This is a genomic window from Pseudomonas sp. GD04019 (assembly GCF_029837695.1).
Classification (GTDB): Bacteria; Pseudomonadota; Gammaproteobacteria; order Pseudomonadales; family Pseudomonadaceae; genus Aquipseudomonas.
This window is the reverse complement of the sequence record NZ_JAOEEA010000010.1, coordinates 40234-53004: the sequence shown is the minus strand read 5'-3', so window position 1 is coordinate 53004 and position 12771 is coordinate 40234. Positions and strand designations below refer to the sequence as shown.

Genomic DNA, 12771 nt, shown 5'->3' with positions numbered 1-12771 from the left:
CATTCAATGAGCGAAGACGTAGTCGAGATCTATACCGATGGCGCCTGCAAGGGCAATCCCGGCCCGGGTGGCTGGGGAGCGCTGCTGGTATTCAAAGGTGCTGAAAAGGAACTCTGGGGCGGCGAGCCCAACACCACCAACAACCGCATGGAGCTGATGGCGGCGATCTGCGCGCTGATCGCCCTGACTCGGCCCTGCTCGGTGCGCCTGGTGACCGACTCGCAGTACGTGATGAAGGGCATCCAGGAATGGATGCCGAACTGGAAGAAACGCGGCTGGAAGACCTCGACCAAGGAACCGGTAAAGAACGCCGACCTGTGGCAGGCGCTGGACGAGCAAGTGGGCCGCCACAAGGTCGAGTGGCAATGGGTGCGCGGGCATACCGGCCACCCGGGCAACGAGAAGGCCGATCAGCTGGCCAACCGCGGTGTAGATGAAGTGAGGGCAATGAAGCATGCGTAGTGTGGTACTGGACACCGAAACCACCGGCATGCCGGTTACCGATGGTCACCGCATCATCGAAATCGGCTGCGTAGAGCTGGAGGGCCGCCGCCTGACCGGCCGCCACTTCCACGTCTACCTCAACCCCGATCGCGAGATCGACGAGGGCGCCATCGCGGTCCACGGCATCACCAACGAATTCGTCGCCGACAAACCGCGCTTCAAGGATGTGGCCGACGAGTTCTTCGAGTTCATCACTGGCGCCCAGCTGATCATCCACAACGCAGCGTTCGACGTTGGCTTCATCAACAACGAATTTGCCCTGCTCGGGCAGACCGAACGCAGCGATGTCAGCGACTACTGCGGGATTCTCGATACCCTGCTGATGGCGCGTGAGCGCCATCCGGGCCAGCGCAACAACCTCGACGCCCTGTGCAAGCGCTATGGCGTCGACAACTCCGGCCGCGACCTGCACGGCGCACTGCTCGACGCCGAGATTCTCGCCGACGTCTACCTGACCATGACCGGTGGCCAGACCCACCTGTCGCTGGCCGGTGAAGGCGGTGACGGTTCCGGTCGCGTGCTGCCCAGCCCGATCCGTCGCCTCGATCCGGGCCGCAACCTGACCCGCGTGCTGCGCGCCAGCGACGAGGAGCTGGCGGCCCATGCGGCGCGCCTGGCGATCATCGAGAAGTCCGCCGGCGGCCCGTCGCTGTGGGCCAAGATGGACGCGCCGGCCGAGGAGCCGGTGAGCTGAGCGGAACCGGTCGTATGGCCAATGCGACCTTTTCTTACAGCCTTCCGCACTGGGGGTTCCGCCCGTTCGGGCGAACTTCTAACCTGAGGGGATAGGTGCCTGAGAGCACCACCCTCAGGAACCTCCAATGTATAAAGACCTGAACTTCCCCATCCTCATCGTTCACCGCGACATCAAGGCCGATACCGTCGCCGGTGAGCGTGTCCGTGCCATTGCCGAAGAGCTGAGCAAGGACGGCTTCACTATCCTCCCCACCGCCAGCTCCGCCGAAGGCCGCATTGTCGCCTCCACCCACCATGGCCTGGCCTGCATCCTGGTGGCCGCCGAAGGGGCGGGGGAGAACCAGCGACTGCTGCAGGACATGGTCGAGCTGATTCGCATTGCCCGCGTGCGCGCACCGCAGCTGCCGATCTTCGCCCTGGGTGAGCAGGTGACCATCGAGAACGCGCCGGCCGAAGCCATGGCCGACCTCAACCACCTGCGCGGCATTCTCTACCTGTACGAAGACACCGTGTCCTTCCTCGCCCGCCAGGTGGCGCGCGCCGCGCACAACTACCTCGACGGCCTGCTGCCGCCATTCTTCAAGGCGCTGGTGCAGCACACCGCGCAGTCCAACTATTCCTGGCACACGCCCGGCCATGGCGGCGGCGTGGCCTATCGCAAGAGCCCGGTGGGGCAGGCGTTCCACCAGTTTTTCGGCGAGAACACCCTGCGTTCCGACCTCTCGGTGTCGGTACCGGAGCTGGGCTCGCTGCTCGATCACACCGGCCCGCTGGCCGAGGCCGAGGCACGCGCCGCGCGCAACTTCGGCGCCGACCACACCTTCTTCGTGATCAACGGCACCTCGACGGCGAACAAGATCGTCTGGCACTCCATGGTCGGCCGCGACGACCTGGTGCTGGTGGACCGCAACTGCCACAAGTCGATCCTGCATTCGATCATCATGACCGGCGCCATCCCGTTGTACCTGTGCCCGGAGCGCAACGAGCTGGGCATTATCGGGCCGATTCCACTGAGTGAGTTCAGCAGGGAGTCAATCCAGGCCAAGATCGACGCCAGCCCGCTGGCCCGCGGCCGCGCACCCAAGGTCAAGTTGGCGGTGGTGACCAACTCCACCTACGACGGCCTCTGCTACAACGCCGAGATGGTCAAGCAGGCCCTGGGCGACTCGGTGGAAGTGCTGCACTTCGACGAGGCCTGGTACGCCTACGCCGCCTTCCACGAGTTCTACGCCGGGCGCTACGGCATGGGCACCCAGTGCGACGAGCATTCGCCGCTGGTGTTCACCACCCACTCCACGCACAAGCTGCTGGCCGCCTTCAGCCAGGCCTCGATGATCCATGTGCAGGACGGCGGTGCGCGCCAGCTGGACCGTGATCGTTTCAACGAAGCCTTCATGATGCACATCTCCACTTCGCCGCAGTACGGCATCATCGCCTCGCTGGACGTGGCCTCGGCGATGATGGAGGGCCCGGCCGGGCGCTCGCTGATCCAGGAAACCTTCGACGAGGCGCTGAGCTTCCGCCGCGCCCTGGCCAACCTGCGCCAGAACCTGGAGCAGGACGACTGGTGGTTCAGCATCTGGCAGCCGGAACAGGCCGGCGGCGAGGGTGTGCAGACCGCCGACTGGCTGCTGCAGCCCAACGCCGACTGGCACGGCTTCGGCGAGGTGGCCGAGGACTACGTGCTGCTCGACCCGATCAAGGTCACCCTGGTGATGCCGGGGCTGTCCGCCGACGGCAAGCTGACCGAGGCCGGCATCCCTGCCGCGGTGGTCAGCAAGTTCCTCTGGGAGCGCGGCCTGGTGGTGGAGAAGACCGGCCTGTACTCCTTCCTGGTGCTGTTCTCCATGGGCATCACCAAGGGCAAGTGGAGCACCCTGCTCACCGAGCTGCTGGAGTTCAAGCGCCTGTACGACGCCAACGTGCCGCTGCTCGACGCGCTGCCGTCGATCGCCCGCGAGGGTGGAGCGCGCTATGCCGGCATGGGCCTGCGCGACCTGTGCGACCAGTTGCACGGCTGCTACCGGGAGAACGCCACGGCCAAGGCGCTCAAGCGCATGTACACGGTGCTGCCGCAGGTGGCGATCAAGCCGGCCGACGCCTACAACCAGCTGGTGCGTGGCGAGGTCGAGGCGGTGCCGATCGAACAGCTGGAAGGGCGCATCGCCGCGGTGATGCTGGTGCCCTATCCACCGGGCATCCCGCTGATCATGCCGGGCGAACGCTTCACCCCCGAGACCCGCTCAATCATCGACTACCTGCAGTTCGCCCGCACCTTCGACAGCCAGTTCCCCGGCTTCGACGCCGACGTGCATGGTCTGCAGCGGGAGGAAGTGGCGGGGCAGGCCTGCTATACAGTGGATTGCATCAAGGAGTAGCGCCGGTCAGGTGACCGGGCCTGTGCAAATCCGGGGGGAACATGGCTCAGGACAAGAGTGGCAAGGGCGAGATGGGTTTCTGGACCTGTACCGCCCTGGTGGTGGGCAACATGGTCGGCTCGGGGGTGTTCCTCCTGCCATCCAGCCTGGCGCCCTACGGTGGCCTGAGCCTGGTCGGCTGGCTGGTGTCGAGCACCGGTGCGGTGTTGCTGGCCCTGACCTTCTCGCGTCTGGCGCGGCTCAATCCGGCGGCGGGCGGCCCTTACGCCTATACCCGAGATGCCTTCGGCGGCTTCGCCGGTTATCTGTGCGCCTGGACCTATTGGAAGGCGGCCTGGATCGGCAATGCCGCCATCGCCGTGACCCTGGTCGGTTACCTGCAGGTATTCCTGCCGGCGTTGCGCGCACCGATACCGATGGTGGCTACCGCCATCGGCGCCATCTGGCTGTGTACGCTGATCAACCTGCGCGGCATCACCGCCTTCGGCTACGTGCAGAACATCCTCACCCTGCTCAAGCTGGTGCCCCTGCTGCTGGTCGGTGTGCTCGGCTGGTTCTATTTCAACCCCGAGTACCTGACCATCCCCGAGCCGGCGCAGCTACCCGGCGGCGGCTATGCCCAGGCCATCGCCACCACGGCGGCGCTGACCCTGTGGTCCTTCATCGGCCTGGAGTCGGCCACGGTGCCGGCCGAGCATGTGCGCGATCCACGCCGCACCATTCCACGGGCGACGCTGGTCGGCACTCTGGTGGCGGCGGTGGTGTACATCCTCTCGATCACCGCCGTGCAGGGCATTCTGCCGCCGGAAGTGCTGGCTAAATCCACTGCGCCCTTCGCCGACGCGGCGCGGGTGATGCTGGGCGACTGGGGCTACTACTTCATCGCTGGCGGTGCGGTGATCGCCTGTCTCGGCGCGCTCAATGGCTGGGTCCTGCTGCAGGGCCAGATTCCCATGGCCACCGCTCGCGACGGCCTGCTGCCGGAGTCCCTGGCCAAGACCAATCGCTACGGCGTGCCGGCCAATGGTCTGCTGGTGTCGGGCGTGCTGGTGACCCTGCTGGTGATCGTGGACGGGCAGGGCGAGCTGGTCGAGGTGTTCAACGTGATCATCCTGCTCGGCACCATGGCCGGCGTCGTGCCCTATGTATTCTGCGCCGCGGCGCTGCTGCACCTGATGGCGATGCGTCCCGGCGACTTCGGCCACCGTGAGAGCGGCCGGCTGCTGTGGATCGGCTGCTGCGCCTTCATCTACTCGATGTGGGCGCTGTACGGCACCGGCGAGCAGGCGATCTTCTGGGGTTTCCTGGTGTTGATGGTCGGCATTCCGCTCTACACCTGGCGCCAGTGGCGCAACCGGGTGCAGGCGGAAAACCTCGGCAAGTGAGGCCGGGCCTCACAGCCAGTAGCTGACCGCCCACCAGCCCAGGCCACCCATGACCACCGTGTAGGGCATGGCCATCCACACCATGCGCCCGTACGACAGGCGCACCAGGGGGGCGATGGACGAGGTGAGCAGGAACAGGAAGGCCGCCTGGCCATTGGGCGTGGCCACGCTGGGCAGGTTGGTGCCGGTGTTGACGGCCACCGCCAGCGCCTCGAAGTGTTCGCGGCTCATGTTGCCGGCGAGGAACGCCTGCTTGACCTCGGTGATGTAGATGGTGGCGACGAACACGTTGTCGCTGATCGCCGAAAGCAGGCCGTTGGCGATGAACAGCATGCCCGGCTGCTGCTCCATGGGCAGCGCCAGCACCCATTGGATCAGCGGGGTGAACAGCTGCTGTTGCTGGATCACCGCGACCACGGCGAAGAAGGTCACCAGCAGCGCGGTGAACGGCAGTGCGTCCTGGAAGGCGCGGCCGATACGGTGCTCGTCGGTGATGCCGGAGAAGGCGGTGATCAGCACTATGACCGCCAGGCCGATCAGGCCGACTTCGGCCATGTGCAGGGCCAGGCCGATGATCAGCAGCACTGCCGCCAGGCCCTGAACCAAGAGTGCGGCAAGCTGCTCCGGGGTGCGCCGGGCATCGCTGGCGCGGGCGTGCTCGGCCAGCACCTGGCGCACGGCGGCCGGTAGCTGGGCGCCGTAGCCGAACCAGCCCAGGCGCTCCAGCAGCACGCAGGTTGCCAGGCCGGCGGCCAGCACCGGCATCGACACCGGCGCTACCTGGAGGAAGAATTCGACGAAGCTCCATCCCATTTCGTGGCCGATCAGCAGGTTTTGCGGCTCGCCTACCAGGGTGCACACCCCGCCCAGTGCGGTGCCCACGGCACCGTGCATCAGCAGGCTGCGCAGGAAGGCGCGGAACTGCTCCAGGTCCTCGCGGTGCAGCTCTATCGCCTCGGCCTCCAGGGACTCCTCGTCCTGGACGCCACGGCCCGAAGCGACCCGGTGATAGACGGAGAAGAAGCCCAGGGTCGCGCTGATGATCACCGCGGTCACGGTCAGCGCATCGAGAAAGGCCGAGAGGAAGGCCGAGAGCAGGCAGAACAGCAGGGCCAGCAGCGCCTTGGAACGCACGCCCAGCAGCAGGCGGGAGAACAGGAACAGCAGCAGGTCCTTCATGAAGTAGATGCCGGCGACCATGAACATCAGCAGCAGGATCACCGGGAAGTTGTGCGCCAGCTCGTCGTAGAGAGCCTTCGGTGTGGCCAGGCCGAGCAGGATGGCCTGCAGCACCAGCAGACCGCCAGGCAGCAGCGGATAGCACTTGAGCGCCATGCCCAGGGTGAAGATGAATTCGCCCACCAGCAGCCAACCGGTCGCCACCGGGCCGGCGCTCCATAGCACCACCGGATTGGCGATCAAGAAGAAGAGAATGGTCAGCTTGTACCAGGACGGCGAGCCACCGAGGAAGTTGTGCGCGAGGGCGCCTGCCAAGGATCGCTTCATCGGTTCTGTCCCCTGAAGAAAAGGGCGAAGATTCCGGACCAGCTCCAAAAAGATCAAGCGTTTAACGAATATAGTCAGAAATCTTCTTAGCTTTGCTAGCGTGTTCTGCATCACAGTAGCCAGCATCGACTTTTGTTTCGTGCTTGTTATAGTGGGCCGATTGATTCCAAAACAACATATCTATGCGCGCTGCCGTGCGCCTTGCCCTCGAGGATGATCTGCGTGCCCGAATACAAAGCTTTCCGCGTCGAACTCATCGACAAGATCGCCCATGTGCAGATCAACCGCCCGGAGAAGGTCAACGCGATGAACGTCGACTTCTGGGAAGAGATCATCGAGATCTTCCGCTGGGTCGACGAAACCGACGAGGCTCGCGTGGTGGTGCTTTCCGGCGCCGGCAAGCACTTCTCCTCGGGCATCGACCTGATGCTGCTGGCCCAGGCCGGGAGCGCCCTGGGCAAGGACGTCGGCCGCAACGCCGAAGCCCTGCGCCGCAAGATCCTCCAGCTGCAAGGCTCGTTCAACGCCGTCGACAACTGCCGCAAGCCGGTGCTTGCGGCGATCCAGGGCTACTGCCTGGGTGGCGCCATCGACCTGATCTCGGCCTGCGATATGCGCTATAGCACGGCGGATGCGCAGTTCTCCATCAAGGAGATCGACATGGGCATGGCCGCCGACGTCGGCACCCTGCAGCGCCTGCCGCGTATCATCGGCGACGGCATGATGCGTGAGCTGGCCTTCACCGGCCGCACCATCGACGGCAATGAGGCACTGCGCATCAACCTGGTCAACCGCACCTACGCCAGCCAGGAAGAATTGCTGGCCGGCGTGTTCGAGATCGCCCGCGAGATCGCCGCCAAGTCGCCGATCGCCATCCGCGGCACCAAACACATGATTCGCTACATGCGCGACCACCGGGTCGACGATGGCCTCGAGTACGTCGCCAACTGGAATGGCGCGATGTTGCAGTCTGCCGATCTGCGCGTGGCCATGGCCGCGCACATGAGCAAGCAGAAACCGGAATTCGCCGACTGAGAGGTTTATCGGACCCATGGTCACTGGAGCGACATCCCTGAGCTTGGTGCGTGACGAGTTGTTCACCACCATGGAAGAGACCGAACAGAGTCTCGAACAGTTCATTGCCGAACGGAACAACGGCAGCCTGCTGCAGCAGGCCGTGGAAAACCTGCAGCAGGTGCGTGGCACCCTCAATCTGATCGAACTGGCCGGCGCCGAGCTGCTGGCCCAGGAAGTGCTGCAGCAGGCCACCGATATTCCCGCCGGTGCCGGCGAGGAGCGCGACGGTCAGCTGGCGGCCCTGAGCAATGCTCTTTACGTGCTGCGCCGCTATCTGGAAAACGTCGACGCCAGCCGCCAGGAAATGCCCGAGCTGCTGCTGCCGGCGATCAACGATCTGCGTCAGGCCGGTGCCCAGCCGCCGTTGCCGGAGAGCTTCTTCTTCAGCGTGCGCCTGGATCAGGCGCGACCGGCCGGTGTGCCGCTGGGTAATGCCAGCGCCGAAGATGCGCGCCGTCTGCGCCACATGTTCCAGGTCGGCCTGCTCGGCTTCATCCGCGAAGACAATCCCCAGGCCGGCTTGAAGCTGATGCTGCGCGCCCTGGGTCGCCTGGATAGCCTGTTCGTCGACAAGCCGGCCGGTCGCCTGTACTGGGCCGGCGCCGCCGCCGTGGAGTCGCAGTTGGACGGTCAGTTGCTGCCGCGCAAGTCGCGCAAGCAACTGTTCTCGCGCCTGGATCGCGAGATCAAGCAGGCCCTGGCTGCCAACGGCAGCTACGAGGCGCCGCGCAGCCTGCTCAAGGAGCTGCTCTACCTGGTGGCTCTGGCCGACAGCCGTGGCCCGCAGGCCAGCGCCGTGCGTGACGTGTTCGGCCTGACCCCGCTGCCGTTCACCGACCACCTGCTCGACGAGGAATACCAGCGCCTGTCCGGCCCCGGCCAGGGCGTGATGCGCTCCTTGTCCACCGCCATCCGCGAGGAGTTGGCCAGCGTCAAGGACCTGCTCGACCTGATCGAGCGCGGCACCGCCCAGCCCGACAGCTTCGGCAACCTGCACGCCCTGCTCGGCAAGCTGGCCAAGACCCTCAGCATGGTCGGCCTCAGCTCGGCGGCCAACGCGCTGCAGGTGCAGCTGCCGGTGGTCAATGGCTGGGGCGAGAACAGCCCTGCCGCCAATACCGATCTGCACAAGCTGGCCGAAGCGGTGCTCTATGTGGAGAGCATGGTCGCCAGCCTGGATCGTGGCGAGCAGCGCAACCAGCGTCCGGCGCCGGTGCAGCCGGGTGACGAGGGTGAGGCCTTCGCCGCTCACCAGCTGGTCGAAGCACGCATTGTGGTGGTCGACGAGGCCCAGGGCGGTCTGGCCCTGGCCAAGCGGGCGATCACTTCCTATCTGGAAGCCAACGGCGACAAGCTGCACCTGGCCAACGTGCCGTTCAGCCTGCAGGCGGTGCGTGGCGGCCTCTGGTTCCTCGGACAGGAGCGTGCGGCCAAGCTGATCGGCCTGTGCGCCGACTACATCCAGACGCAGATGCTCGATGCCCGGCAGATGCCTTCCGAGCAGATGCTGGAAACCCTGGCCGATGCCCTCAGCAGCCTGGAGTACTACCTCGAAGGTGGCGCCGTGCTGCGTCCCGAGACCACGCCGAGCGTGCTCGATCTGGCCGAGGAAAGCGTGCGTGCCCTGGGCCTGTCGGTAACCCCCTGATGGCTTCCGGCTGGCAGACCACGCCGCCGCTGGACAACGCCCAGACCGGTGGCTGGGCGCTGGTGCGTTGCCCGCAGGGCTTCCTCGCCGACAGCAACGGCGTGCTGTTTCCCCGTGAGTGGCTTAAGCGCCAGGACCTGCCGGTGGTGGCCGAACACGGCCTCGGTCACTTCGATGGCGAACCGGTCTGGCTGCTGGCGCTGGATCGGCCGGCAGAGATGCCCGGCTGCTTCTGGCAAGGTCTGCGCCAGTTCATGCTGCAGGCCGACTACCCGACCTTCCGCATGCTGTCGTTCGCCGAGCAGGTCGGCACCTGGGATCTCAATCACCGCTTCTGTGGTCGCTGTGGCAGCCGCAATCGCCAGGTGCCTGGCGAGCGCTGCATGCGCTGCCCCGAGTGCGGCCTGGACAGCTACGCGCGGATCTCGCCGAGCATGATCGTGCTGGTCAGCCGTGGCGACGAGGTGCTGCTGGCCCGTTCGCCGCGCTTCGTGCCCGGGGTCTACAGCACCCTCGCGGGCTTCGTCGAGCCGGGCGAGTCGGCGGAGGAGTGCGTGGCCCGCGAGGTGCACGAGGAAGTCGGCATCGCGGTCGGCAACCTGCAGTATCTGGGCAGCCAGGCCTGGCCGTTCCCCCATTCGCTGATGCTCGGCTTCCACGCCGAATATGTCGGCGGCGAGATCGTGCCGCAGGCCGACGAGATCGAGGACGCCCGCTGGTTCCCCATCGACCAGCTGCCGCCGTTGCCGATGCACCGCTCCATCGCCCGCTATCTGATCGATCTCTATGTGGCTCGTCGCCTTGGTCAGCCGGAGCCGCAGCTGCCGCGTTGAGGGTCAGCCCACGGCGTCGGTGAAGGTCAGGCGGTTGCCGAAAGGATCGCTCACGCTCATATCTCGGCTCCCCCAGGGCTGGGCCTCGATACCAGGCCGCGCGTAGCCATAGCCCTTCTGCTCCAGCTCCTGGTGGAACGCGTCCAGGGCATCGGTCTCGATGCGCATCGCCGCGCCCGGGCAGGCATCGCCATGGTGCTCGGACAGATGCAGCACGCAGCCGTCGCGGGAGACCTGCAGATACAGCGGCATGCCGGGGGCGAAGCGGTGCTCCCAGTCGACTCGGAAGCCCAGATACTCCACATAGAATTCCCGCGCCTTGGCCTCGTCGAAGATGCGCAGGATCGGTGTGGTTTTGCTCAGTTGCATGACGACTCCTCAGAACCAGTGCTGCCAGGCCAGGCGTGCGGTCAGTGCCAGCACGACCAGGATGAAGACCGGGCGGATGAACTTGGAGCCGCCGCTGATCGCCGTGCGTGCGCCGAAGAAGGCGCCGGCCATCAGCGCCAGGCCCATGCTGATGCCGAGCAGCCAGGCCACCTGGCCGGCAAGGATGAACACCGTCAGGGCCATGGCGTTGCTGACGAAGTTCATGCTGCGCGCCACGCCGCTGGCGCGGACCAGATCCATGGGGTAGAGCAGCAGGGTGCTGACGGTCCAGAAGGCCCCCGTGCCGGGGCCGGCCACGCCATCGTAAAAGCCCAGACCGAGTCCTTGTGGCCACTGGCGGCCTTGGGCCACCGGCGCGTCCTGCTGGCCGTGGGTCTCCGGTGTCTTGCCGAACAGCAGGTACAGGCCGCAGCCGAATACCACCGCCGGTAGCATCTGGTTGAGCCAGGCGGCTGGCAGCCAGTGGGCGATGATCGCGCCAATCGCCGCCCCAATCGCCGTGGCGATCAGCGCGTTGCGCCATTGCCGCGGCTGGAACAATTTGCGCCGGTAGAAGGTGTAGCTGGCGGTAGCCGAGCCGAAGGTGGCGCACAGCTTGTTGGTGCCCAGCACCAGGTGCGGCGGCAGGCCGGCGGTGAGCAGGGCGGGAATGGTCAGCAGGCCGCCGCCGCCGGCGATGGCGTCGATGAAACCGGCGGTGAAGGCGACGATGGCGAGGATCAGCAGGGTGGTCGGGTCGACTCCCAGCTCGAAGGGAAAGGGCATAAAAAACTCGAAGTGGGTTCAATTGTGCGGCGCCGTTGCTGGTTCGCCGCGCAGCTGCTGAGCATAATGCCGAGAAAAATTCGTATAAGGAATCACACGCATGCAGTACGACGGCCTGGCCTGGTTCACCGGCCTGCTGGCCCTGCTGGCGCTGTTCATCGCCGCCCGCATCCTGTTCGCTCCCAACTGGTTCCTCGCCTGGCTGCGCGGCACCGCCGGTCTGGCCTTCCTGGCTCTGGCGCTGCTGGTTGGGGTGGTCGCCTATGACCTGCGCAGCTATGACGCCCAGGCGCAGGACAAGCCGCTGGTGACCCTGAGCTTCGCCGCCGACGGCCCGCAGCGCTACCGGGTCAACCTGCTGGAGGGCGGCGAAGAGCGTGAGGTGACACTGGAGGGCGACCTGTGGCAGCTGGACGCTCGCCTGCTGGGCTGGAAGGGCCTGGCCGCGCTGATCGGCCTGGAGCCGGGCTACCGCCTGGAGAAGCTCTCCGGTCGCTTCCTCGCCATCGAGCAGCAACAGAATGCCCGCCATGCCCAGGTCCAGCTGGCGCAGAGCCCCTATGGCATCGACTTGTGGCGCTGGCTGCGCCTGAGCCAGCGCGACCTGTTCCTGTTCGATCCGCAGGCCGCGCGCGTCACCTATCTGCCGATTGCCGACGGCGCCGCCTTCACCGTCAGCCTCAGCCCCACCGGGCTGCTAGCCAGGCCGATGAACCAGGCCGCCGAGCAGGCGCTGAAGGACTGGCAATAGCTTTTCGCGAGGCAAACAAAAAGGGACCCGAGGGTCCCTTTTTCATGTCCGGCGAATCCTCAGGAGAGGAAGCCGCCGTCCACGTTCAGCGCCACGCCGGTGGTGTAGCTGGAGGCATCGCTGGCCAGGTACAGCACGGTGCCGGCCATTTCGCTCGGAGCGGCCACGCGCTTGAGCGGGATACGCTGCAGAGCGACGTTGAGGATGGCGTCGTTCTTGGTCAGCGCCGAGGCGAACTTGGTGTCGGTCAGGCCCGGCAGCAGGGCGTTGCAGCGGATGCCGAACTGCGCGCACTCCTTGGCGAAGACCTTGGTCATGCTGATCACGGCGGCTTTGGTCACCGAGTAGATGCCCTGGAACTCGCCCGGGGAGACGCCGTTGATCGAGGCGACGTTGATGATCGAGCCACCACCGTTGGCCTTCATCAGCTTGCCGCCTTCGATGGACATGAAGTAGTAGCCGCGGATGTTGACGTCGACGGTCTTCTGGAAGGCGCCCAGGTCGGTGTCCAGCACGTTGCAGAACTGCGGGTTGGTGGCGGCGTTGTTGACCAGGATGTCGAGGCGGCCGAACTGCTCGCGGATAAAGGCGAACACGTTGCTGATCTGTTCCATCTCGCCGATATGGCAGGCGATGGCGGTGGCCTTGCCGCCGTCGGCGACGATGGCGTCGGCGACTTTCTGGCAATCGTCGATCTTGCGGCTCGAGACGATCACGTGGGCACCTTGCTGGGCCAGCAGTTTGGCGATGGCCTCACCGATGCCGCGGCTGGCGCCGGAGACGAAAGCGATCTTGCCGTCGAGGTCGAACAGGTTGGTCTTGGACATTGCGAGTACCT

General features: G+C 65.8%; 12 protein-coding genes. 8 read left to right on the top strand and 4 right to left on the bottom strand.

Features of this window, described 5'->3' with window-relative positions; genetic code table 11:
* Nucleotides 1-6: 6 nt before the first annotated feature.
* The 4 genes from rnhA to N7607_RS16440 all read left to right on the top strand — a co-directional run bounded on the left by rnhA (nt 7) and on the right by N7607_RS16440 (nt 4963).
* Nucleotides 7-462, top strand: coding sequence for a ribonuclease HI (gene rnhA, locus N7607_RS16455; RefSeq protein WP_279865993.1), 456 nt, complete (start codon nt 7-9; stop codon nt 460-462).
* The gene (dnaQ, locus tag N7607_RS16450) at nt 455-1198 is read left to right on the top strand and encodes a DNA polymerase III subunit epsilon (RefSeq protein WP_279865992.1); all 744 of its coding nucleotides are present in this window, start codon (nt 455-457) and stop codon (nt 1196-1198) included. The genes rnhA and dnaQ overlap by 8 nt, the downstream gene beginning before the upstream one ends.
* Before the next feature lie 127 nt (nt 1199-1325).
* Entirely contained in the window at nt 1326-3578 is a 2253-nt protein-coding gene (locus N7607_RS16445) for an Orn/Lys/Arg decarboxylase N-terminal domain-containing protein (protein WP_279865991.1), read from the top strand.
* Between the two features lie 41 nt (nt 3579-3619).
* Complete coding sequence (locus N7607_RS16440; protein WP_279865990.1) at nt 3620-4963, top strand: amino acid permease; 1344 nt, start codon at nt 3620-3622, stop codon at nt 4961-4963.
* Nucleotides 4964-4972: 9 nt separating this feature from the next.
* Here the strand turns inward: N7607_RS16440 and nhaB are convergent, their stop codons facing one another.
* On the bottom strand, nt 4973-6469 hold the full coding sequence (nhaB, locus tag N7607_RS16435) for a sodium/proton antiporter NhaB (protein ID WP_279865989.1): 1497 nt from the start codon (nt 6467-6469) through the stop codon (nt 4973-4975).
* 222 nt (nt 6470-6691) lie between these two features.
* On the opposite strand from nhaB, the gene N7607_RS16430 reads away from it, so the two are divergent.
* From N7607_RS16430 to nudC, 3 genes are read left to right on the top strand one after another with little or no spacing between them, the layout of a single operon-like run.
* Nucleotides 6692-7504: a crotonase/enoyl-CoA hydratase family protein gene (locus N7607_RS16430; RefSeq protein WP_279865988.1), complete on the top strand. Its 813-nt coding sequence runs from the start codon at nt 6692-6694 to the stop codon at nt 7502-7504.
* A gap of 16 nt (nt 7505-7520) precedes the next feature.
* A complete protein-coding gene (locus tag N7607_RS16425; RefSeq protein ID WP_279865987.1) occupies nt 7521-9194 on the top strand; it encodes a ferrous iron transporter B in 1674 nt (557 codons plus the stop codon).
* A complete protein-coding gene (gene nudC / locus N7607_RS16420; RefSeq protein ID WP_279865986.1) occupies nt 9194-10027 on the top strand; it encodes an NAD(+) diphosphatase in 834 nt (277 codons plus the stop codon). Before N7607_RS16425 ends, nudC begins: the two co-directional genes overlap by 1 nt.
* Nucleotides 10028-10030: 3 nt before the next feature.
* Here the strand turns inward: nudC and N7607_RS16415 are convergent, their stop codons facing one another.
* The gene (locus N7607_RS16415) at nt 10031-10396 is read right to left on the bottom strand and encodes a glyoxalase superfamily protein (RefSeq protein ID WP_279865985.1); all 366 of its coding nucleotides are present in this window, start codon (nt 10394-10396) and stop codon (nt 10031-10033) included.
* Between the two features lie 9 nt (nt 10397-10405).
* Nucleotides 10406-11182, bottom strand: a complete 777-nt coding sequence (locus N7607_RS16410) for a TSUP family transporter (RefSeq protein WP_279865983.1) — start codon at nt 11180-11182, stop codon at nt 10406-10408.
* 100 nt (nt 11183-11282) lie between these two features.
* Between N7607_RS16410 and N7607_RS16405 the strand changes: the two genes are divergently transcribed.
* A complete protein-coding gene (locus N7607_RS16405) occupies nt 11283-11933 on the top strand; it encodes a hypothetical protein (RefSeq protein ID WP_279865981.1) in 651 nt (216 codons plus the stop codon).
* A 59-nt stretch (nt 11934-11992) separates the two neighbouring features.
* Here N7607_RS16405 and N7607_RS16400 read toward each other — a convergent pair whose 3' ends face one another.
* The gene (locus N7607_RS16400) at nt 11993-12760 is read right to left on the bottom strand and encodes an SDR family oxidoreductase (RefSeq protein ID WP_192400806.1); all 768 of its coding nucleotides are present in this window, start codon (nt 12758-12760) and stop codon (nt 11993-11995) included.
* Between the last annotated feature and the right edge of the window lie 11 nt (nt 12761-12771).